Annotated in this window: 18 protein-coding genes; 6 read left to right on the top strand and 12 right to left on the bottom strand. The window is 60.4% G+C overall.

Annotation, left to right across the window (positions count from 1 at the left end; translation table 11 throughout):
• Window positions 1-28: 28 nt before the first annotated feature.
• Window positions 29-1,891, top strand: a complete 1,863-nt coding sequence (gene ilvD, locus GTP23_RS03380) for a dihydroxy-acid dehydratase (protein WP_161033859.1) — start codon at window positions 29-31, stop codon at window positions 1,889-1,891.
• 45 nt (window positions 1,892-1,936) lie between these two features.
• On the opposite strand, the gene GTP23_RS03385 is transcribed toward ilvD, so the two are convergent.
• A complete protein-coding gene (locus tag GTP23_RS03385) occupies window positions 1,937-2,161 on the bottom strand; it encodes a TIGR04438 family Trp-rich protein (RefSeq protein WP_161033860.1) in 225 nt (74 codons plus the stop codon).
• A 166-nt stretch (window positions 2,162-2,327) separates the two neighbouring features.
• Between GTP23_RS03385 and GTP23_RS03390 the strand changes: the two genes are divergently transcribed.
• The gene (locus tag GTP23_RS03390) at window positions 2,328-2,648 is read left to right on the top strand and encodes a c-type cytochrome (RefSeq protein WP_161033861.1); all 321 of its coding nucleotides are present in this window, start codon (window positions 2,328-2,330) and stop codon (window positions 2,646-2,648) included.
• Between the two features lie 86 nt (window positions 2,649-2,734).
• Here GTP23_RS03390 and GTP23_RS03395 read toward each other — a convergent pair whose 3' ends face one another.
• The 5 genes from GTP23_RS03395 to folD all read right to left on the bottom strand — a co-directional run bounded on the left by GTP23_RS03395 (window position 2,735) and on the right by folD (window position 8,156).
• Window positions 2,735-3,877 carry a branched-chain amino acid ABC transporter substrate-binding protein gene (locus tag GTP23_RS03395; protein WP_161033862.1) on the bottom strand — a complete coding sequence of 381 codons (1,143 nt, stop codon included), beginning with the start codon at window positions 3,875-3,877 and terminating at the stop codon, window positions 2,735-2,737.
• 225 nt (window positions 3,878-4,102) lie between these two features.
• Entirely contained in the window at window positions 4,103-4,498 is a 396-nt protein-coding gene (locus GTP23_RS03400; RefSeq protein ID WP_161033863.1) for a DUF2486 family protein, read from the bottom strand.
• Window positions 4,495-4,920: a DNA polymerase III subunit chi gene (locus tag GTP23_RS03405; RefSeq protein WP_161033864.1), complete on the bottom strand. Its 426-nt coding sequence runs from the start codon at window positions 4,918-4,920 to the stop codon at window positions 4,495-4,497. Before GTP23_RS03405 ends, GTP23_RS03400 begins: the two co-directional genes overlap by 4 nt.
• Before the next feature lie 288 nt (window positions 4,921-5,208).
• Window positions 5,209-7,281 (bottom strand): M3 family metallopeptidase, encoded by a 2,073-nt coding sequence (locus GTP23_RS03410; protein ID WP_161033865.1) that lies wholly within the window; start codon window positions 7,279-7,281, stop codon window positions 5,209-5,211.
• A 29-nt stretch (window positions 7,282-7,310) separates the two neighbouring features.
• Window positions 7,311-8,156: a bifunctional methylenetetrahydrofolate dehydrogenase/methenyltetrahydrofolate cyclohydrolase FolD gene (folD, locus tag GTP23_RS03415; RefSeq protein WP_155433154.1), complete on the bottom strand. Its 846-nt coding sequence runs from the start codon at window positions 8,154-8,156 to the stop codon at window positions 7,311-7,313.
• 268 nt (window positions 8,157-8,424) lie between these two features.
• On the opposite strand from folD, the gene aceE reads away from it, so the two are divergent.
• Genes aceE through lpdA form a run of 3 tightly spaced genes read left to right on the top strand, consistent with a single transcriptional unit; the run spans window position 8,425 to window position 14,622 of the window.
• On the top strand, window positions 8,425-11,115 hold the full coding sequence (gene aceE, locus GTP23_RS03420; protein WP_161033866.1) for a pyruvate dehydrogenase (acetyl-transferring), homodimeric type: 2,691 nt from the start codon (window positions 8,425-8,427) through the stop codon (window positions 11,113-11,115).
• Window positions 11,116-11,145: 30 nt separating this feature from the next.
• Complete coding sequence (gene aceF / locus GTP23_RS03425; protein WP_161033867.1) at window positions 11,146-12,831, top strand: dihydrolipoyllysine-residue acetyltransferase; 1,686 nt, start codon at window positions 11,146-11,148, stop codon at window positions 12,829-12,831.
• A 9-nt stretch (window positions 12,832-12,840) separates the two neighbouring features.
• The gene (lpdA, locus tag GTP23_RS03430; RefSeq protein ID WP_161033868.1) at window positions 12,841-14,622 is read left to right on the top strand and encodes a dihydrolipoyl dehydrogenase; all 1,782 of its coding nucleotides are present in this window, start codon (window positions 12,841-12,843) and stop codon (window positions 14,620-14,622) included.
• A 33-nt stretch (window positions 14,623-14,655) separates the two neighbouring features.
• Here the strand turns inward: lpdA and GTP23_RS03435 are convergent, their stop codons facing one another.
• From GTP23_RS03435 to GTP23_RS03455, 6 genes are all read right to left on the bottom strand, one after another.
• Entirely contained in the window at window positions 14,656-15,111 is a 456-nt protein-coding gene (locus GTP23_RS03435) for a winged helix-turn-helix transcriptional regulator (protein WP_161033869.1), read from the bottom strand.
• A gap of 99 nt (window positions 15,112-15,210) precedes the next feature.
• Window positions 15,211-16,491 carry an NADH:flavin oxidoreductase/NADH oxidase family protein gene (locus tag GTP23_RS03440; RefSeq protein ID WP_161033870.1) on the bottom strand — a complete coding sequence of 427 codons (1,281 nt, stop codon included), beginning with the start codon at window positions 16,489-16,491 and terminating at the stop codon, window positions 15,211-15,213.
• A gap of 75 nt (window positions 16,492-16,566) precedes the next feature.
• Entirely contained in the window at window positions 16,567-17,589 is a 1,023-nt protein-coding gene (locus GTP23_RS03445) for an NADP-dependent oxidoreductase (protein WP_161033871.1), read from the bottom strand.
• Window positions 17,590-17,815: 226 nt separating this feature from the next.
• Window positions 17,816-19,108 (bottom strand): M20/M25/M40 family metallo-hydrolase, encoded by a 1,293-nt coding sequence (locus tag GTP23_RS03450; RefSeq protein ID WP_161033872.1) that lies wholly within the window; start codon window positions 19,106-19,108, stop codon window positions 17,816-17,818.
• Between the two features lie 103 nt (window positions 19,109-19,211).
• A complete protein-coding gene (locus tag GTP23_RS22550; RefSeq protein ID WP_202411904.1) occupies window positions 19,212-19,349 on the bottom strand; it encodes a hypothetical protein in 138 nt (45 codons plus the stop codon).
• 92 nt (window positions 19,350-19,441) lie between these two features.
• Complete coding sequence (locus GTP23_RS03455; RefSeq protein ID WP_161033873.1) at window positions 19,442-20,152, bottom strand: TetR/AcrR family transcriptional regulator; 711 nt, start codon at window positions 20,150-20,152, stop codon at window positions 19,442-19,444.
• A gap of 136 nt (window positions 20,153-20,288) precedes the next feature.
• Here GTP23_RS03455 and GTP23_RS03460 point away from each other — a divergent pair, with 136 nt between their 5' ends.
• Complete coding sequence (locus GTP23_RS03460) at window positions 20,289-21,407, top strand: HlyD family secretion protein (RefSeq protein WP_161033874.1); 1,119 nt, start codon at window positions 20,289-20,291, stop codon at window positions 21,405-21,407.
• Window positions 21,408-21,413: the final 6 nt, after the last annotated feature.

Raw genomic sequence — 21,413 nt, forward strand, 5'->3', positions numbered from 1 at the left:
TCATACGTTGCACTACCGGAGAGACATCATGCCGCAATACCGTTCCCGCACTACCACCCACGGCCGCAACATGGCCGGCGCCCGCGCCCTGTGGCGCGCCACCGGCATGAAGGATGGCGATTTCGATAAACCTATCGTTGCCGTGGTCAATTCCTTCACCCAGTTCGTGCCGGGCCACGTGCACCTGAAGGATCTGGGCCAGCTGGTGGCACGCGAGATCGAAAAAGCTGGCGGTGTCGCCAAGGAATTCAATACCATCGCCGTGGACGACGGCATCGCTATGGGCCACGGCGGCATGCTGTACTCGCTGCCGTCGCGTGACCTGATCGCCGATTCGGTGGAATACATGGTCAACGCCCACTGCGCCGATGCCATGGTGTGCATCTCCAACTGCGACAAGATCACCCCCGGCATGCTGATGGCCGCCATGCGTCTGAACATTCCGGTGGTATTCGTTTCCGGCGGCCCGATGGAAGCGGGCAAGGTGCTGAAAGTGGTGGACGGCTCGCAGAAAGTCATCAAGCTCGATCTGGTCGATGCCATGATCAAGGCCGGCGACCAGACCGTCAGCGATGCTGATGTAGCGGAAATCGAACGCTCGGCCTGCCCGACCTGCGGCTCCTGCTCTGGCATGTTCACCGCTAACTCGATGAACTGCCTGACCGAAGCGCTGGGCCTGTCCCTGCCCGGTAACGGCACCATCGTCGCTACCCACGCCGACCGCGAACAGCTGTTCCTGCGCGCCGGCCGCCTGATCGTGGAACTGGCCAAGCGCCACTACGAGCAGGACGACTATTCCGTGCTGCCACGCTCGATCGCCACCAAGGCCGCGTTCGAAAACGCCATGGCGCTGGACGTCTCCATGGGCGGTTCCACCAACACCGTGCTGCACCTGCTGGCAGCAGCGCACGAAGCTGGCGTGGCGTTCGACATGGCCGATATCGACCGCATCTCGCGCAAAGTGCCTTGCCTGTGCAAGGTAGCGCCGATGACGGATAAATTCCACATCGAAGACGTGCACCGCGCGGGCGGCATCGTGGCGATTCTGGGCGAACTGGCACGTGCCGGTCTGCTCGACACTTCGCTGCCGACCATCCACGCGCCGACGCTGGCCGAAGCGATTGCGCGCAACGATATCAAGGTGAGCGACGATGCGGCTGTGCAGCAGCTGTTCCGTGCCGCGCCGGGCGGCGTACCGACCCAGGTGGCGTTCTCGCAATCGGAGCGTTACGAGGCACTCGATCTGGATCGCAGCACGGGCTGCATCCGCGACAAGGCGCACGCCTATTCGCAGGATGGCGGTCTGGCCGTCCTGTACGGCAATCTGGCCGTGAACGGTTGCATCGTCAAGACGGCCGGTGTGGATGAAAGCATCCTGAAATTCAGCGGCAAGGCACGTGTGTTCGAAAGCCAGGACGCTGCAGTAGAAGGCATTCTGGGCGATACCGTGCATGAAGGCGATGTCGTCATCATCCGCTACGAAGGCCCGAAAGGTGGTCCCGGCATGCAGGAAATGCTGTACCCGACTTCGTACATCAAATCCAAAGGTCTGGGCAAAGCCTGTGCGCTGCTGACGGATGGCCGCTTCTCCGGCGGTTCCTCCGGTCTGGTGATCGGTCACGCTTCGCCGGAAGCGGCCGAGGGTGGTGCCATCGGTCTGGTGGAAGAGGGCGATATGATCGATATCGATATTCCGGCCCGTACTATCAGCCTGCGTATCAGCGACGCAGAACTGGCTGCACGCCGTGTAGCGATGGACGCCCGTGGTGACGCTGCATGGAAGCCGGTCGATCGCCAGCGCTATGTGTCGCAGGCGCTGCAGGCTTATGCTGCGCTGACCACCTCGGCCGATCGCGGCGCCGTGCGTGACCTGTCTCAGATCAAGCGCTAATTCAGTCTGTCTGAAGGCGTATATCCCGCTCCCTGTGGAGCGGGATTATTTTTTTGTGCCGAACTCCTGCGCAACGCGGGCCCGGCGGCGCTTCTCGTCTTCGTTATGCGCTTTGCGTTTGTCCAGTCCCAGCAAGGGCTCCAGAAATTCGAACCAGATAAAGGCGAAAACCATCAGGCCGCCTATCCACCACCACGACAGCGTGGCAAAGCGCCACACCTCGAAGTAGCGCAGTCCGCACAGGGCGGCGATCAACAGGATGAGGGGCATGAGGGTCTCCTTCGGTACTCGATTCTATTTTACTTGCTCTCTGGAAATTTCAAAGGTGTTTTTATGTGTCGCGTCAACGCCTAAACTCGCATTGACGTTAATAGCAACAGGCGAAAACACGGTAGAATGGCCTATAGAATTGCTTAGTACTCAACTGGAGAAAACGATGAAACGTAACGTAATGATGGCTGGTCTGGTTCTGGTGTCGGCTTTCGCTTCGCAAGCTGCTATGGCTGATGCTGGCGCTGATCTGGCAAAAGCTAAAAACTGCCTGGCTTGCCACGCAGTTGCTACCAAACTGGTAGGCCCAGCTTACAAAGATGTAGCTGCTAAATACGCTGGTCAGAAAGATGCAGAAGCCAAGCTGGTCACCAAAGTACTGAAGGGTGGTTCGGGCACCTGGGGCGCTATCCCTATGCCAGCTAACCCACAGGTGAACGAAGCTGAAGCCAAAACTCTGGTGAAATGGGTTCTGGCACAAAAATAAGCCTTCCCCGTGAAGCAAAAAAAAACGCGCTAACTAGCGCGTTTTTTTTCGTCTGGAGCCAGTCGCAGCTGGCTCCATATTCGGTCTTACTTGACCACTTCCATCTTGGTCTTTTTGCCATCCTTGTAGGTGAACAGGGTCAGCGCGCCATCTTTGATGTCGCCCTTGCTGTCGAACATGATCATGCCCGTCACACCCTGATGCTGGATTTTCTGCAGCACGGGCAGGTATTTGGCTGGCTCGGCCGAATTGGCCTGCTGCATGGCAGCTGCCATCGTCATCACCGAGTCATACACATAGGGCGCGTACAGCTGCACATCGGAGTTGTACTTCTTCTTGTAGCGGGCGACGAAGTCATCCATGTTCTTTTGCAGTTCGGCCGTCACACCGCCCGCTTCGGCACACACCACCATTTCATTGGCCGCGCCTTCGCCGGCCAGCTTAGGCAGGGCCTCCGTGCACATGCCGTCGCCGCCCATGTAGCGCGCCTTGATGCCCAGCGCCTTCATCTGACGCAACAGGGGGCCGCCTACCGAATCCATGCCGCCGAAGAAGACCAATTCAGGATTCTTGGCCTTGATGGTGGTAAGGATGGCGTTGAAGTCGGTTGCCTTGTCGGTGGTGAATTCCTTGGCGACGATCTGTACGCCGGCACCGGCCTTCTTGGCGCCCTTGATGAACTCGTCTGCCACACCCTGACCGTAGGCCGTGCGGTCATCGATCACGGCAATCTTTTTCACGCCCAGTTTGTTGACGGCGTACGAGCCCAGCGTGCCGCCCAGCTTGGCATCATTGGCGACCACGCGGAATACCGAGTTAAAGCCTTGCTGGGTGTATTTGGTCTGGGTGGTGGCCGGCGAAATCTGCGGGATGCCGGCGTCGTGGTAAATCTTGGAAGCCGGGATGGAGGTGCCCGAATTCAGGTGGCCGATCACGCCCTGTACTTTGGCATCGACCAGTTTCTGTGCCACGGCCGTACCCTGTTTCGGGTCGCCGCCGTCATCTTCCAGCATCAGGGTGAACTTGACGGCTTTGCCGCCGATCTTGATGCCTTTTGCGTTCAGTTCTTCTACCGCCATCTTGGCACCATTTTCATTGTCCTTGCCGAGGTGGGCCGACGGGCCGGAGACAGGGGCAACGTGACCGAGCTTGATGACTTCCTGCGCGTGAGCGCCTGCAGTAAAAGCCAGAGCAATAGCGAGCGGCATGAACTTGGTCTTGAACAGCATATACATCCTCCAATGGTTGAATAGCGACATGGTGCGCGGACGCGGCAGAATTCTCTGCAAGAGCCATACCGTACAACAAAATATGCATGCCGGATAGGAAAGATTGCTGCAGTGTGGGGATTTCGCAGAGCATGCCCTGCGCTGTGGCAGGTTTGCGCTCAGGTGGGGCGGTAGATGCACCATGACGGGCATCTACCGGCAGCCGTGAATGGCTAATGATGGTGCTTACTTCTTGCGTGCTTGCAGGTGGATCAGTTCCTGCGTCACTGCACGGGCGACGATTTTTTCGATGGTGTCGTGCAGGCCCACGCGCACTTCATTGGTGAGGTCGCGCAGGGCGTGGTTGAGCACCTCGGCCATGCTGTCCTTGATGCGCTGCTCGAGCACGAAATCGACGCGCGACAGCAGGCGCTGCATGATACGGCTGGACAGGCGGTGCTCCATGGCTTCCCATTCCGCATCGGTCCAGTTTTCTATGGCATCTTCTTCCAGTTGTGCCGCCAGCTCGGCACGACGGGGTGGGGCGGCTTCGCCCGGTAGCAGGTCGTCGCCCAAGGCGTCGACCTTCATTACTTCCGTCAAGACAGGGATGCTGGCATCAAATGATGGTGCTTGGCTCATGATTTTCCTGTGACAAAGTGGGTGAGTGGATAGGCTTGCTGCTTGTAGGCGCTGTAGCGCTTGCGGCCTGCGGCCGCATCTTCCTCGTCGGAGGATATGATTTCTATCACGCGCGCAAACTGGTCCAGCGTGGCCGGCGTGCGGCGCGACAGATTAATTAATAATTCGCGGTGTGGTAATTCTGCCGCATCGTTGTCCGTGAGCAGCACCGGCGTCTGTGTGGCCAGTGCATCGCTGGCGGCCACGTGAGGCAGAAAGTCGGTGGCGGAAAAAGTCCACATCGCCGCATCAAGTTCGGCTAGCTGGCTGGCATCGTCGGTCATCAGCACCACCATGTGCTGGGCCGAGCGGGCTTTGCGCACCAGCCGGCAGGCATAGGCGATTTTGTCCGGCACATTGGTGTGGAAGTCGATGCGGGTCATGGTGCGATTATCTCGTAGTTTGTTCAGGCTCTTACTGTGCTGGGGCGCCGGGGCTAGCCCCTTGCTGAGCGGGAAAATGCAGCACTTTTCAGCAGGGTGAACGAGCAGTGTAAGGGAAAATCCGTTCGGGCGCTGGCATCGCTTTTGCTACCGTGCGTGCAGTTTTTACCTGCTTGACTTGCTTGCCATTTATGCGTGCCTAGCCCGTGTTGCGGCGTTAGCACAGACCGGATTTTATTGTTGCAAATTGCGCCGGATGGGAGTCATCCGGCGCAGCAAAATGTAGCGTCAGGCTGCCATACCGCTGTGACGCAGCAGCGCATCGATGCTGGGTTCGCGGCCACGGAAAGCCGTGAACGATTCCAGCGCCGGACGCGAGCCGCCCACAGACAGAATCTCTTCGAGGTAGCGCTTGCCCGTTTCCGCCGTGGCAGCAGGGCTGATGGCCTGCGCTTCTTCGAAGGCGGCATACACATCGGCCGACAGCACTTCGGCCCACTTGTAGCTGTAGTAGCCGGCCGCGTAGCCACCGGCAAAGATATGGCCGAAGGAATTCTGGAAGCGGTTGAAGGCAGGCGGAATGATCAGCGCGAACTGCTGGCGTACACCGTCGATGACTGCCTGCACCGACTGGCTGCCGTTGGCATCGTAATCGTAGTGCAGATGCATATCGAGCAGCGAGAATTCCACCTGACGCAGGGTCTGCAGGCCGGACTGGAAATTCTTCGCAGCCAGCATCTTGTCGTACAGCGCGCGCGGCAGCGGCTCGCCCGTGGTCGCGTGGGCTGTCATGTGCTCCAGCACATCCCACTCCCAGCAGAAGTTTTCCATGAACTGCGATGGCAGTTCTACTGCATCCCATTCCACGCCGGAGATGCCCGATACGCCCAGTTCATCGACAACGGTCAGCATGTGGTGCAGGCCATGGCCGAACTCGTGGAACAGGGTGATCACTTCATCGTGGGTGAACAGCGAAGGCTGGGCCACGCCATCGACTACGGCAGGCTCGGTGAAGTTGCAGGTGAGGTAGGCGACAGGCGTCTGCACCTTGTCGCCGCTGGCGCGGCGGCCACGGGCATCGTCCATCCATGCGCCACCGCTCTTGCCGGCGCGTGCATACAAATCGAGGTAGAACTGGCCTATCAGTTTGCCGGCGCGTTCGATGCGGAAGAAGCGCACGTCCGGATGCCAGACGGGGGCGCTATCGGTTTTGATTTCGACGTTGAACAGGCGCTGGATCAGGCGGAACAGGCCATCGACCACTTTCGGTTCAGGGAAGTACTGCTTCACTTCCTGTGCCGAGAAGGCGTAGCGGCGTTCCTGCAGCTTTTCCGAAGCGTAGGGAATATCCCAGGCCTTGAGTTCATCGAGGCCCAGTTCTGCACGCGCGAACTGTTTCAGTTCGTCGAGATCCTGCTGGGCGTAAGGGCGCGCACGCTGGGCCAGATCTTCGAGGAAGCTGATGACCTGTTCAGGCGATTGCGCCATCTTAGGCACCAGCGACACTTCGGCAAAGTTGCGGTAACCGAGCAGCTTGGCTTCTTCGTCACGCAGCTTGAGCAGGGTGACGATGTTGGCTGTGTTGTCCCAGTCTTCCTTTTTGCTGAAGCCCTCGGCCTGATCGGAAGCCTTGGTGGCATTGGCGCGGTAGATGGTTTCGCGCAGTTCGCGTTTGTCGGCAAACTGCAGCAGCGGGAAGTAGGACGGGAAATGCAGCGAGAATTCGTAGCCGGCCTTGCCATCTTTCTCGGCGGCGGCGCGCGCAGCGGCTTTTACGTCAGCCGGCACGCCGGCCAGATCGGCCTCATCGGCTACCAGCAGTTTGAAATCGTTGGTGGCGTCGAGCACGTTTTCCGAGAAGCGCGTGGATACGGCCGCGTGCTGCTCCTGAATTTCAGCGTAGCGCTCTTTCTGTTCCGCTGGCAGTTCGGCGCCGCCCATGCGGAAGTCGCGCACAGCATTGTCGATGATGCGCTGGCGCGCTGGCGACAGCGTGGCGAATTCGGCGCTGGCGCGCAGCGCCTTGTATTTAGCGAACAGCACTTCGTTCTGGCCCAGTGCGGTCCAGAACTCCGTGACTTTAGGCTGGTTCTCGTTGTAGGTGGCGCGCAGCTCGGGCGTATCCACCACATTGTTGAGATGACTGACGATGCCCCATGCGCGGCCCAGCAGTTCCGTCGCCTGTTCCAGCGGCGCGACGAAATTGTCCCAGCTTACTTGCTCTTGCGGTGCTTCCAGTTGCGACACCACGGCACGGCTCTGTGCCAGCAGGGTGTCGATAGCAGGCGTGACGTGCTCGGCCTTGATGGCGTCGAAGCGCGGCAGGCCGGAAAAGTCCAGCAGGGGATTCTGTTCAGTCATCTCGTATCCAGTCCGTTGAAGGGTAATCTTTAGGCGCGTTCGGCCGCTTCAACCGTGTTCATCAGCAGCATGGTGATGGTCATCGGACCCACACCGCCCGGTACCGGGGTGATGTGCGAAGCGACTTCCTTCACGCCGGCGAAATCCACATCGCCGCACAGCTTGCCCGCGTCATCGCGGTTCATGCCGACGTCGATCACGATGGCGCCCGGTTTCACCATGTCTGCCGTCAGGGTGTTGCGACGGCCTACTGCTGCGACCACCACATCGGCCTGACGGGTGTACAGGCCCAGATCCGGCGTCGCGCTATGGCAGATGGTGACGGTAGCATTGGCTTGCAAGAGCAGCAGCGCCATCGGTTTGCCGACAGTGTTGCTGCGGCCGATCACCACAGCGTGTTTGCCGCGCAGATCCACGCCCGTGCTTTCGATCAGTTTCATGCAGCCGTAAGGGGTGCATGGGCGGAAGCCTTCCAGACCCGTCATCAGTTCGCCGGCGCTCAGCACCGAGTACCCGTCCACGTCCTTGGTGGTGGAAATGGCTTCGATCACTTTGTGCGGGTTGATGTGCTTAGGCAGCGGCATCTGTACGAGGATGCCGTGGATGGCCGGATCGACGTTCAGCGCGGCGATGCGTTCGAGCAGGGCGGCTTCGGTCAGATCGGCAGGATATTGCTCCTTGAGCGAGTAGAAACCGGCATCTTCGCAGCCTTTGACCTTGTTGCGCACGTAGACGTGGCTGGCCGGATCGTCGCCCACCAGAATCACGGCCAGGCCGGGTTGTTTTCCTTCAGCGGTCAGTTTGGCAGCACGTGCAGCAATTTCAGCGCGCAGTTTTTGGGAGAGGGCGATTCCGTCGATCAGTTGAGCAGTCATGATGTGGGCAGAGTGAAGAGGGAAAGAGAGGGAAAGCGTGATTATAAGGCCGCAGCGCCCATTGCGCCGCGTTTCCTGCATGTTCGGGTGTTGCGCTGCACAAGTTTTTCATAGGGAAATTTCATAATACGAAATGTCATATCGTAATTTGAAAAAGCCCGAAAGTGCTGTTAGAATCCGCACACGGCTTAGTAGTATTGGTAAATAATCAGCGTAAAAACCCTTTCGGCACAGGCGGATCGGGCCCTTAACTCAGGAGACTTCATACATGTCAGCTCAACTTGACCAGGTTACGGTAAGCACCGACCCGGACGCGCAGGAAACTAAAGAGTGGTTGGACGCACTGGCCGCAGTGCTGGAACAAGAGGGCCCTGAACGCGCTCACTACCTGATGGAGCGTCTGATCGATCTGGCCCGTCAGGCTGGCTCCGACATTCCTTTCTCCGCCAATACTGCCTACGTCAATACCATTCCTGCCCATCTGGAAAACCACTGCCCGGGCAATCTGGAATATGAAGAAAAGCTGCGCTCGTGGATGCGCTGGAACGCCATGGCCATGGTGGTCAAGGCTAACCGCGCGGACGGCGACCTCGGTGGCCACCTGTCCTCGTTCGCCTCGCTGGCCAATATGCTGGGCATAGGCTTCAACCACTTCTGGAAAGCGCCTAGCGAAAACCATGGTGGCGACCTGCTGTACATTCAGGGCCACTCGTCGCCGGGCGTGTACGCCCGCGCCTTCCTCGAAGGCCGCCTGAGCGAAGAACAGCTGACCAATTTCCGTCGCGAAGTCGATGGCAAGGGTCTGTCGTCCTACCCGCACCCGAAACTGATGCCGGACTTCTGGCAGTTCCCTACCGTGTCCATGGGTCTGGGCCCCTTGATGGCGATCTATCAGGCACGCTTCCTGAAGTACCTGCATGCCCGCTCGATCGCTGACACCACCGATCGTAAAGTGTGGGCCTTCTGCGGCGACGGCGAAATGGACGAGCCGGAATCGATGGGCGCTATCGGCATGGCTGGCCGCGAAAAACTGGACAATCTGGTCATCGTGGTCAACTGCAACCTGCAGCGTCTGGACGGCCCGGTGCGCGGCAACGGCAAGATCATTCAGGAGCTGGAATCGGACTTCCGCGGCGCCGGCTGGAACGTGGTCAAAGTCATCTGGGGTCCGGGCTGGGATGCACTGCTGGCCAAGGACAAGGAAGGCATCCTGAAAAAAGTAATGATGGAAACCGTCGACGGCGAATACCAGAATTACAAAGCCAAAGATGGCGCCTATGTGCGTAAGCACTTCTTCGGCAAGCATCCTAAGCTGCTGGAGATGGTCGCCAACATGACCGACGACGACATCTGGCGTCTGACCCGCGGTGGTCACGATCCGCACAAGATCTATGCTGCCTTCAAGGTCGCACAGGAACACAAAGGTCAGCCTACCGTGCTGCTGGTGAAAACCATCAAGGGCTTCGGCATGGGCAAACACGGTGAAGCACGCAACACCGCTCACCAGACCAAGAAACTCAGCGACGAAGCTGTGCGCGAAATGCGCGACCGCTACTCGATCCCGATTCCGGACGATCAGCTGGCCGATATTCCGTTCTACAAACCGTCCGACGACGCACCGGAAATCAAGTACCTGCACGAGCGCCGCAAAGCGCTGGGCGGCTACCTGCCTGCGCGCCGCGTAAAAGCTGACGAAACGCTGGTGGTGCCACCGCTGTCGTCGTTCCAGAACGTACTGGAAGCCACGCCGGAAGGCCGCGAGATTTCGACCACCCAGGCCTTCGTGCGTATCATTACCGCGCTGCTGAAAGACCAGAGCCTGGGTCAGCGCGTGGTGCCGATTCTGGTGGACGAATCGCGTACCTTCGGTATGGAAGGTCTGTTCCGTCAGATCGGTATCTTCAACCAGCAAGGTCAGTTGTACGAGCCAGTCGATAAAGATCAGGTGATGTACTACCGCGAAGACAAGGCCGGCCAGATTCTGCAAGAGGGTATCAACGAAGCCGGTGGTATGAGCTCGTGGATCGCTGCGGCGACTTCGTACTCGACCAACAACCGCGTGATGATTCCGTTCTTCACCTACTACTCGATGTTCGGTATGCAGCGTATCGGCGATCTGGCATGGGCTGCCGGCGACATGCGCGCCCGTGGCTTCATGATGGGCGGTACCGCTGGCCGTACCACGCTGAACGGCGAAGGTCTGCAGCACGAAGACGGCCATAGCCACCTGTTCGCTGCCGCGATTCCGAACTGCCTGCCGTACGATCCGACCTTCTCGCACGAAGTGGCCGTGATCATTCAGGATGGTCTGCGCCGTATGGTGACGGAACAGGAAGACGTGTTCTACTACATCACCATCATGAACGAGAACTACCCGCACCCTGGCCTGAAGGCTGGTCAGGAAGAGGGTATTCTGAAGGGTATGTATTTGCTGCAAGAGGGCGACAAGGCCGCCAAGCAGCGCGTACAGCTGATCGGTTCGGGCACGATTCTGCGCGAATCCATCTTCGCTGCCGAACTGCTGAAAAACGACTGGAACGTTGCCGCCGACATCTGGTCCGCTCCGTCGCTGACGCTGGTAGCGCGCGAAGGTCAGGATGCCGAACGCTGGAATCTGGTCAACCCGACCAAGCCACAGCGCGTGCCATACGTGACCCAGCTGCTGCAGGGCACCGAAGGTCCTATCGTTGCCACCACCGACTACATGCGTCTGTTCGCCGAGCAGATCCGCGCCTACATGCCGAAAGACCGCAGCTACCGCGTGCTGGGTACCGACGGTTTCGGCCGCTCGGACAGCCGCGTGAAACTGCGTGAATTCTTCGAAGTGAACCGCTACTACATCACCGTAGCAGCGCTGAAATCGCTGGCCGAAGAAGGCAAGATCGACGCCAAAGTGGTGGAGCAGGCTGTAGTCAAATACGGTCTGGATCCGAACAAACCAAATCCGGTGACCCAATAATCCGCTGATAAAAGATACGGAGCAAACGCTATGAGCATTGTGGAAGTTAAAGTCCCGGATATCGGTGATTTCAAGGAAGTGGAAATCATCGAGCTGATGGTTAAAGTCGGCGACACCATCAAGGTCGATCAGTCGCTGATCACCGTTGAATCGGATAAAGCCAGTATGGAAATTCCTTCGTCCGCTGCGGGCGTGGTGAAGGAAATCAAAGTTAAAGTCGGTGACAAGGTTGCCGAAGGTTCGCTGCTGCTGATGGTGGAAGCGGATGGCGCGGCTGCTGCTCCTGCGGCGGCAGCACCTGCACCTGCTGCCGCTGCTGCGCCTGCACCAGCCCCTGCGGCTGCTGCACCAGCGCCTGCTGCCCCTGCGGCAGCAGCCGGTCCGGTGGAAGTCACCGTGCCGGACATCGGCGACTTCAAGGAAGTGGAAGTGATCGAAGTCATGGTCAAAGTGGGCGACACCATCAAGGTAGACCAGTCGCTGCTGACCGTGGAATCGGACAAGGCCAGCATGGAAATCCCTTCGTCGCACGCCGGCGTGGTGAAAGAAATGCGCGTCAAGGTCGGCGATAAAGTCGGCATGGGCAGCGTAGTGCTGGTGGTTGAAGCGACCGGCGGCGCTGCTGCGCCTGCAGCTGCACCGGCTGCTGCCGCGCCAGCCGCAGCCCCTGCTGCTGCCGCGCCAGCCGCAGCCCCTGCTGCTGCTGCCGCTGCTGCGAGCGCACCTGCTGCTGCGCCAGCTGCCGCAGCGTCGCAAGGTTCGGTACAGACCAGCAAACTGGCACACGCTTCGCCATCGATCCGCAAGTTCGCCCGCGAACTGGGCGTGGATCTGGGCAAAGTGCCGGGTTCGGGTCCGAAAGGCCGCATCACCCAGCAGGACGTACAGAACTTCGTCAAGGGCGTGATGGCTGGTACCGTGGCCGCACCTGCCGGCGCTGCTGCAGGTGGTTCGGTAGGCGGTGGTGGCAACTTCAGCGTGCTGCCATGGCCGTCGCTGGACTTCAGCAAATTCGGCGAAACCGAACTGCTGCCACTGTCGCGCATCAAGAAGATTTCCGGTCCTAATCTGCACCGCAACTGGGTACAGATTCCGCACGTTACCCAGTTCGACGATGCCGACATCACCGATCTGGAAGCGTTCCGCGTCGAGACCAATAATGCCAATGCCAAGAACAAGGATGCCGCCAAGCTGACCATGCTGGCCTTCGTGATCAAGGCATCCGTGGCCGCGCTGAAGAAATTCCCGACCTTCAATGCCTCGCTGGACGAGAAGGGCGAGAACCTGATTCTGAAGAAGTACTACAACATCGGCTTCGCGGCCGATACGCCAAATGGTCTGGTAGTGCCGGTGGTGAAAAACGCCGACCAGAAATCGGTCTCTCAGATCGCGCGCGAAATGACGGAACTGTCGGCACAGGCACGCGAAGGCAAGCTGAAACCGACCGATATGCAGGGCGCTACCTTCACCATCTCGTCGCTGGGCGGCATCGGTGGTACCCACTTCACGCCTATCGTGAATGCGCCGGAAGTGGCGATTCTGGGTCTGTCGAAAGCTTCCATCAAGCCGGTATGGGATGGCAAAGCCTTCCAGCCTCGTTTGATGATGGGTACTTCGCTGTCCTACGATCACCGCGTGGTCGATGGTGCAATGGGCGCCCGCTTCTCCGTGTACCTGAGCGAAGTGCTCGGCGATATGCGCAAAATTCTGCTGTAAGGAGCGACTATGAGCACAGAAGTAAAAGTGCCGAATATCGGCGACTTCGCGGATGTAGAAGTGATCGAAGTGATGGTCAAGGTCGGCGACACCATCAAGGTGGATCAGTCGCTGGTGACAGTGGAATCGGACAAGGCCAGTATGGAAGTGCCTTCTTCGCACGCAGGTGTGGTGAAGGAAGTGCTGGTCAAGGTTGGTGACAAGGTCAAGGAAGGCGTAACCTTGCTGCTGGTGGAAGCCAGTGCCGGTGCAGCTGCGCCTGCCGCTGTTTCTGCACCGTCGGCACCGGCTCCGGCCGCTGCTGCTCCTGCAGCCGCAGCAGCCGCGCCTATCGTGGCGCCGGCTGGCAGCAGCTACAGCGGCCAGATCGATATCGACTGCGACATGATGGTGCTCGGTGGCGGCCCCGGTGGCTACTCGGCAGCTTTCCGCGCAGCGGATCTGGGCATGAACACCGTGATCGTCGAGCGTTTCAGCACGCTGGGCGGGGTCTGCCTGAACGTCGGCTGCATTCCGTCGAAAGCGCTGCTGCACGTGGCTTCCGTGATTGATGAAACCTCGCATATGTCGAACACCGGCGTGACCTTCGCCAAGCCGACCATCGATATCGATCAGGTACGCAAGTACAAGGAAGGCGTGATCGCCAACATGACCAACGGTCTGGCCGGCATGGCCAAGGCCCGCAAGACCCAGATCGTACAGGGTGTTGGCCAGTTCCTCAGCGCTAACCACATCGAAGTGACTGCGGCTGACGGCAGCAAGAAAGTCGTGCAGTTCAAGCAGGCCATCATCGCTGCCGGTTCTTCGGTCGTGAAGCTGCCGTTCGTGCCGGAAGATCCGCGCATCGTCGATTCGACCGGTGCACTGGAACTGCGCCAGATTCCGAAGCGTATGCTGGTGATCGGCGGCGGCATCATCGGTCTGGAAATGGCCACCGTGTATTCGACCTTCGGTGCCCGCATCGATGTGGTCGAAATGATGGACGGCCTGATGCAGGGCGCTGATCGTGATGCCGTTAAAGTCTGGCAGAAGTACAACGAGAAGCGCTTCGATAACGTCATGACCAAGACCAAGACGGTGGCGGTTGAAGCGCTGCCGGAAGGGATCAAAGTCACCTTCGAGGCAGCCGAAGCCGGTGCTACTGCGCCTGCTCCGCAAGTCTACGATCTGGTGCTGGTGGCCGTGGGCCGTAGCCCGAACGGCAAGAAGCTGGCAGCCGACAAGGCTGGCGTGATCGTGAGCGACCGTGGTTTCATTCCGGTCGACAGCCAGATGCGCACCAACGTGCCTAACATCTTCGCCATCGGCGATCTGGTGGGCCAGCCTATGCTGGCACACAAGGCTGTGCACGAAGCGCACGTGGCAGCGGAAGCTGCTGCGGGCCAGAAGTCGCACTTCGATGTGAAGGTGATTCCGTCGGTGGCCTACACCGATCCGGAAGTGGCATGGGCCGGCATTACCGAAGACGAAGCCAAAGCCAAGGGCATCAAGGTCGAGAAGGGCCACTTCCCCTGGGCAGCTAGCGGCCGCGCTGTGGCCAATGGCCGCGCCGAAGGCTTCACCAAGGTATTGTTCGACGCTGAAACCCACCGCATCATCGGCGGCACCATCGTTGGTACCCATGCGGGCGACATGATCGGTGAAATCGCACTGGCCATCGAAATGGGCTGCGACGGCACCGACATCGGCAAGACCATCCACCCGCACCCAACGCTGGGCGAGTCTATCGGTATGGCTGCCGAAGTGTACGAAGGTACTTGTACCGACCTGCCGCCACCGCGCAAGCGCTAAGCTCGCGTAACAGGAAGCAGATAGAAGCCGGGACTAGTTCCCGGCTTTTTTTATTTCTTCCATGCCGATGTCGGCAGGCGACACCACGCGTCCTGAAGCGGCGCGGATCTGCACGGGCGGAATCACGCTACCGTCCTGCAGGTCGATCAGGCGAGCGGGCTGCTGGCAGTCGGCAAACAGCCAGCGGTCGCCCCACTGGCGCAGCGCCACCAGCGTGGTGACCAGATCCAGCCCCATGGGGGTGAGTACATATTCGAGGCGCTTGGCGTTTTCGGCGATGGGCTGGCGGATCAAGACCCCGCCTTCCACCAGTTTCTTCAGACGGGTGGTGAGCAGATTGCGCGACATCTGCAGATTCTGCTGGAAGTCGTCGAAGCGGCGTACGCCGGCGAAGGCTTCACGCAATATCAGTATGCTGCCCCATTCGCCTATCAGATCCACGGCCCGCGCCATCGGACAATTCTCTTCGGCCCATACCTTGCGCTGCATAGTCGGTTTTCGTGCGAGTGAAAAATACGAACAGTACCATAGATGACAGCTGCCAGTCGTCATGCCGCTGGCAGCTGCGCACCGCTTGCTGGCAGCCGGCTAGCCTCGAGCGGTCTGGCGCTGATGCTGCTGGTAGCGGCGGATTCTGCGCTGGTCGTTCAGCACGTGGCTCAGCAGGGCGCTGCGCGCGCCATATTCTGGTGCGGGCGGCTGTCCGGCAGCCAGTGCTTCGATCTGGTGGTAGTACCACGCCGCCTGCGCCAGATTGTTCAGCGTGCGCCACAGGTGGGCGCGGCTGTTCGGCCCGAAATAGCCCTGTCCCAGCACTAGCCGTGCTTCCGGTATCGGCAAGGTCTCCATCCGGCCTGCGATCAGCTGGCTGGCCAGATCGGGTTGCAGGCAGTAAGGCCGTGCCAGCCCGATGAAATCGGTGGCGCCATCCTGCAGCGCCTGCACCATGCCGCTACGTGTGCGGAAGCCGCCCGTCAGCATCACCGGCATCTGCGCCACGCGCTTGATGGCACTGGCGTAGTCGAGGAAGGTGGCGATGCGCTGGCGTGTGCTGGCGCGAATCTGTTCGGCGGGCAGCGCGTCGAACATCACCAGATTTTCGTAGGTTCCGCCCGATACTTCCAGCACATCCACCTGACAGTCGTTGAGCCACTCGACTACTTGCAGGCATTCCTGCTGGGTGAAGCCGCCCTGCACGAAATCGGCCGAGTTAAGCTTGACGGCAACGCACATGGCCGGACCGACGCGCTGGCGTACCGCGCGCACCACGGCCAGCAGCAGGCGGGCACGATTGGCCAGCGAGCCACCCCATTCATCGCTGCGCTGGTTGGTGCGCGGGGAGAGGAATTGCGATAGCAGATAGCCATGCGCGGCGTGGATCTGCACGCCGTCGAATCCAGCTCGCTGCAGAATGGCTGCCGTATTGGCAAAGCGTTCGATAATGTCGTGCAGTTCGGCGCTGCTGGCGGCGCGGGGCTGGCCGAAGCTGTGTGCAAGATCGAGCCGGACTGCGGAGGCAGACAGCGGCTGGGCGCAGATCTGGCGCGGGCACTGGCGTCCCGGATGGCTGATCTGCCCCCACAGCAGGCTGCCGCCCGCATGGACCACATCGGCCCATGCGCGCAGCTTATCCAGGCCGCTGTTGTCCTCCACGATGACATTGCCGGCGCGTTCCAGATAGCGCCGGTCTATCATGATATTGCCGCTGATGTGGGCGGCACTGCCGCCCGCACCCCAGCGCCGGTAAAGCTCCAGATGCGCGTTGCCGGGCCATCCTTCGGGCGTAGCCAGACCTTCTGTCATGGCAGCTTTGATGAAGCGGTTCGCCAGTTGCTGGCCGCAGGCGAGGGTGTAGGGCTGCTCTATCATCTCAGGCTTCCTTCTGATCGTTGCGGCGCATGTACGCATAGGTGCACGGCTGTGCCATGGTAGCGTAGTTGCACTTCATTGTGCATGGCCCTGGCCGGACTGGCCGCTGATATCGATGACGATTTTGCCGCGCGTATGGCCGCCAGCGAGCGCGCTGTAGGCCGCCGCCAGCTGGTCGAGTGGATAGATCCGGTCCAGTACGGGCTTGAGACGGCCAGCTTCTACCAGTGCTGCCAGTTCGGCGAGCTGGGCGCCATCGGGACGGGTCAGCGGGCCGTGGAATTCGCCATCGCGGGCGGCGGCTTGATCGACGTAGCGCTGCACCCCGGCTGCGGCCGCGCGGGCGATCGCTTCGGGCAAGCCGATGGACATCAGGGCGCTGGTATCGGACAGGCCTACCAGCCCGACGTAGCGGCCGCCGGGCGCCAGACTGGCGATGCCGCGCTCCGTCAGCGCACCGCAAACAGCATCGTACACCACGTCGTAGGGACCGAAATCTTCGAAGCGCTGGCTGCTGTAATCGATGGCCTGATCGGCGCCCAGCTGGCGCAGCAAGGCCTGATTGGCGCTGCCGGCGGTGGCGCTGACGTGTGCGCCCAGATATTTGGCCAGCTGGATGGCGATACTACCCACGCCGCCGGCGCCGGCCTGTATCAGCAAACGTTCGCCCGGCTGCAAGCGGGCCCGTTCCCGCAAGGCCTGCCACGTGGTCAGGGCCACAGTTGGCAGGCTGGCGGCCTCGTAATGAGTAAGGCCGGCAGGTTTGCGTGCCAGCAGCGCGGGAGCGATAGCGACCCGTTCCGCATAGGCCCCGGCGCTGTGGCTGGGCAGGCGGGCATAGACTTCATCGCCGCGCTGGAAGCCGCTACCGGCCGGAGCGGTAAGCACCACGCCGGATATATCGAAGCCGGGAATATGGGGGAAGTTCAGCGGCATCAGCTGCTGGTAATGGCCGGCACGGATAGCCAGTTCCACCGGATTGATGCTGGCGGCATGGACTTCCACCATGACCTGATGTTCCTGCGCTGCCGGTTCGGGCAGGCTGCCATAGGCCACCACTGACTGATCACCATAGCCGCTTAGATATGCTGCACGCATGTTTGCTACTCCTTAGGTTGAGATTTTAAAATTAGTCTCGTATTTGAACTAATCTTCCGGCTATTTTATATTGTTAGTCTCTTTATTGAACTAATTTTTGAAATTGTTGAGTGATTTAGTCTGGTATATGCGCGCACCTGGGCGAGGGCGCTCGGGTGCCGCAAAAGAGGGGGAGGAGGGGAGAGTATGGCGGCCACGCAGATCCGGCCGCCATGCGGGAGCGGGGTTAGCGGGTCAGGCGGTACAGCAGCAAGGCAGTGCGGATGGTGGCCCGTTCGATCGAGCTGATTTCCAGTTCTTCGTCAGGCGAGTGGGTGCCGCTGCCGGTGGCACCCAGACCGTCGAGGCTATCGAGCATGGGGGCAACGAACTGGATGTCGCCGGCGCCGCGCTCCCCGGGCGGGAAGGCGGGAATCTCGCCCAGCCCTGCATCGGCGCTGGTCTGCGAATAGATTTTCAGCAGGGCCAGATTGCCGGCCGTTGGCGCCATCGGCGGATAGTGCTCGTGGAATTCGATGCTGGCGCTGGTGCCGGGCAGGCTGGCTGCGACTATCGCACGCATCTTGGCATGGGCACGGTCGCGCTGTTCGTAGTTCAGGTAGCGCAGATCGCCTTTGACGCTGGCGTTCGGGGCGATGATGTTGTTCTTGCCCGCCACCTGTGCGCGGCTGCCTTCGACGCTGACGCCGGTGCCGCCGGCAATCAGGCCCGGGTTGAAGGTCAGATCCGGTTCGATGACCTGCTGGCGGAAACCATCGAGTATGCGGGCCGCTTCGTAGATGGCGCCAAAGCCGGCACGCTCGCTGAACACGCCGCTCGAGTGTCCCTGTCTGCCCTGCACGGTGACTTCCCAGTCGGACGAGGCGCGCCGGCCTACGGTGCCGGTATCGCCGCCCTGTTTGTTGCGCGCAGTGTTTTCGAATGCCAGCGCCAGATCGCTGTGCTTGGCCAGCGCGAGCATGTCGGCCCGCGAGATTTCGACCGGATTGCCGGCATTTTCCTCGTCGCCCGTGAAGATGATGCTGATGCGGGTGTTATCGAGTGCGCCGGCGCGCTTGAGCGCATGCAGGGCCTGGATCAGGATGACGTCGCCGCCCTTCATGTCCGTTACGCCCTGTCCGCGTACCCGGTCGCCATTGCGCTGCCATAGCGCGACGGGGCTGTCCTTTTCGAACACGGTATCGAGGTGGCCGATCAGCAGCAAGCGCTTGCCCTGCTTGCCTTCACGCGTGGCGATCAGGTGGCCGGCACGCTGCACGCTGGCCGGCATTTCGGCCCAGCGGGTCTGGAAGCCCAGCTGCTCGAACTGGGCGCGGAATAGCGCTCCCACGGCGCGCACACCTGCGTGATTCATGGTGCCGCTGTTGATGCTGACGGCGCGCTCGAGCAGTTGCAGGCCCTGTTCGTTGTGGGCTTTTACGTCGGCGACGATGCGCTGTTCGATAGGGGAGAGAGTGGCCGCCTGCACGGTGGCATAGGCCAGCGTGAGGACGGCAAACGCGATCTGCTTCAGGCTCATGGGCGCTCCGTCAGGGTGTAGTGAAGGACGCCGTAGCATAGCACTGTCAACGTGCCATGTTGTAGCCAGAATGCAGTCGCAGGGGAGGGCTTAGTTGATGGTCTTAGTTGACGGTGAACTGGGCGGGAATCTCGATGCCGCCGCTGCGGGCTGCTTCTGCATAGGCCTGCAGTTCCGCGATCACGGCTTGCAGCTGTTCCTGGCCGGGGTTGGCCTGAAACGATTTAATACGCTCGTTCATGAGCGTTACCTGTCTACTCCAGTCCAGTCGATTCGCTTTGCTCATATATCTGCTCCATGTAAAAAAAGCAGTATAGACCAAATGATAAAATTTTACAGCGCCGGACGCTGCACGCCATGCAGGAACAGTTGCAGCCCCTGTTTCACGCGCGCCTGCCGCACTTCCAGCGACAGTGCCGATTCCTGCGGGAACAGCACGCTGCACATGCCGTCGCCCAGTACGCAGTTCAGCAGGTGGAAGGCCAGTACATCGCTGGAGAACTCGCTGCGCAGCTGCGCGCGTACGTCCGGACGGTCGAAGTAGCGCGCCAGTTCGACGCGGGTGCGCTTGGGACCCGCTTCGTAGAAGGTCTCGGCCAGCTCGGGCGAGGTGCGCGATTCACCTACTACCATGCGGTACAGCTGATAGGATTTGGGCTGCGACAGCAGCTCCAGAAAACGCAGCGCGAAATCGGACAGCACCTGTTCCATCGGGCGCATATCGGTTTCCATGCTCTGCATGCCTTCGAAGAAGTGGGCGCGGCGGCTGGCGATGACGGCGTTGAACAGGCCCACTTTGCCGCCGAACTTCACATAGATGGTGCGCACGGCCACATGCGCTTCGCGCGCAATCATTTCCAGACTGACGCTGCCATAGCCTTTGTCGAGGAATAAACGGCCAGCCGTCTGCAACAGGGCCTGCTGGCGCGCTTCCTTGTCGGCGGCGCGCGGGCGGCCGGCACTTTTGCCGGCGCAAGGGGCGGTGTCAGGCAGGCTGGTGATTTCCTCGGGGTAATCAGTTTCGTCGAGGTCGTGGGCATTCATGATCGTGAGTGTAGAGAGCTTGGATACCTTCATCGTAGTGGAAAATAAAATGAAATGCAATCGTTTCATTTCTTGACTTTGCCAAGAAATGGGCCATAATGCACCTCTCTCATTTCATTTTTTATTGGAGCAGCACATGTCCACTCAGCAAAATCAGGAACAGAAAGTGCTCAGCGCTGTCCCCGCCGCCCCGGCTGCGACGCCGCCTGCCAACCGCCGTGTAGTGGTGATTGCCGCCGTGATCGGGCTGGTCGCGCTGGCTCTGGGTGGCCGCATGTGGTACCGCAGCCATTACTACGTCGAGACGGAAAACGCCTACGTGGCTGGCCATGTGCACAATGTTTCGGCGCGCATTGCCGGTACCGTGACCAAGGTGCTGATCGACGATAACCAGATGGTGCATGCCGGTGATGTGATCGCAGAACTTGATCCATTTGATCAGCAAGTGAAAGTGGAGCAGATCCAGGCGCAGATCGGTTCGGTCGAGCAGCAGATCGCCCAGGCCGACGCCCAGATTGCGCAAGTGCAGGCGCAGGCCAGCGCTGCAACTGCGCAGGTGGCCCAGTCTGAAGCCCAGCTGGTACGGGCCAAGCAGGACGCCGAGCGTTTCGGCCAGCTGTATAACAGCCAGATGAAAGCCGTGTCGAAAGCAGAACTCGATGCTGCCGTGGCAGCCCGCGCCAGCGCGACGGCCGATGTGACGGCCCGCAAGGATAGCGCGGCCGCCGCCAAAGCCCAGATCAGCGCCGCCCATGCCGCGCGTGATGTGCTCAAGGCGCAGGCTTCGGTGCTGCGTGTGCAGCTCAAGGACGCCCAGCAGCAGCTGGCTTACAACCGCGTGCTGGCCCCGGTCGATGGCCGCATCGGCAAGCGTACGGTGGAAGTGGGCCAGCGCGTCACGGCCGGCCAGCAGCTGACGGCCATCGTGCAGGAAAACGTCTGGCTGACGGCCAACTTCAAGGAAACCCAGCTGGCTGAACTCAAGCCGGGCCTGGAAGTAAAAGTCAGCATCGATGCAATTCCTGGCAAGGAGCTGATCGGCAAAGTGGAGAGCTTCGCTCCGGCCTCCGGCGCCCAGTTCGCGCTGCTGCCAGCCGATAACGCCACCGGTAACTTCACCAAGATCGTCCAGCGCGTGCCGGTGAAAATCGTCTTCAAACCGGAAGATGTGAAAGCCCTCGCTGGCCGTCTGGTGCCGGGCATGTCGGCCATTGCCGAAGTCTCGCTGAAAAATTCCGGCGCTGCTGCCCACTAAGGAGCT

Origin of the sequence: Duganella fentianensis (assembly GCF_009857835.1) — a bacterium.
GTDB classification, from domain to species: Bacteria; Pseudomonadota; Gammaproteobacteria; order Burkholderiales; family Burkholderiaceae_D; genus Rugamonas; species Rugamonas fentianensis.

Coding starts and splice junctions, on each gene's coding strand:
- ilvD (WP_161033859.1), top strand. CDS start 29: ATGCCGCAATACCGTTCCCGCACTACCACCCACGGCCGCAACATGGCC.
- GTP23_RS03385 (WP_161033860.1), bottom strand. CDS start 2,161: ATGCCCCTCATCCTGTTGATCGCCGCCCTGTGCGGACTGCGCTACTTC.
- GTP23_RS03390 (WP_161033861.1), top strand. CDS start 2,328: ATGAAACGTAACGTAATGATGGCTGGTCTGGTTCTGGTGTCGGCTTTC.
- GTP23_RS03395 (WP_161033862.1), bottom strand. CDS start 3,877: ATGCTGTTCAAGACCAAGTTCATGCCGCTCGCTATTGCTCTGGCTTTT.
- GTP23_RS03400 (WP_161033863.1), bottom strand. CDS start 4,498: ATGAGCCAAGCACCATCATTTGATGCCAGCATCCCTGTCTTGACGGAA.
- GTP23_RS03405 (WP_161033864.1), bottom strand. CDS start 4,920: ATGACCCGCATCGACTTCCACACCAATGTGCCGGACAAAATCGCCTAT.
- GTP23_RS03410 (WP_161033865.1), bottom strand. CDS start 7,281: ATGACTGAACAGAATCCCCTGCTGGACTTTTCCGGCCTGCCGCGCTTC.
- folD (WP_155433154.1), bottom strand. CDS start 8,156: ATGACTGCTCAACTGATCGACGGAATCGCCCTCTCCCAAAAACTGCGC.
- aceE (WP_161033866.1), top strand. CDS start 8,425: ATGTCAGCTCAACTTGACCAGGTTACGGTAAGCACCGACCCGGACGCG.
- aceF (WP_161033867.1), top strand. CDS start 11,146: ATGAGCATTGTGGAAGTTAAAGTCCCGGATATCGGTGATTTCAAGGAA.
- lpdA (WP_161033868.1), top strand. CDS start 12,841: ATGAGCACAGAAGTAAAAGTGCCGAATATCGGCGACTTCGCGGATGTA.
- GTP23_RS03435 (WP_161033869.1), bottom strand. CDS start 15,111: ATGCAGCGCAAGGTATGGGCCGAAGAGAATTGTCCGATGGCGCGGGCC.
- GTP23_RS03440 (WP_161033870.1), bottom strand. CDS start 16,491: ATGATAGAGCAGCCCTACACCCTCGCCTGCGGCCAGCAACTGGCGAAC.
- GTP23_RS03445 (WP_161033871.1), bottom strand. CDS start 17,589: ATGCGTGCAGCATATCTAAGCGGCTATGGTGATCAGTCAGTGGTGGCC.
- GTP23_RS03450 (WP_161033872.1), bottom strand. CDS start 19,108: ATGAGCCTGAAGCAGATCGCGTTTGCCGTCCTCACGCTGGCCTATGCC.
- GTP23_RS22550 (WP_202411904.1), bottom strand. CDS start 19,349: ATGAACGAGCGTATTAAATCGTTTCAGGCCAACCCCGGCCAGGAACAG.
- GTP23_RS03455 (WP_161033873.1), bottom strand. CDS start 20,152: ATGAATGCCCACGACCTCGACGAAACTGATTACCCCGAGGAAATCACC.
- GTP23_RS03460 (WP_161033874.1), top strand. CDS start 20,289: ATGTCCACTCAGCAAAATCAGGAACAGAAAGTGCTCAGCGCTGTCCCC.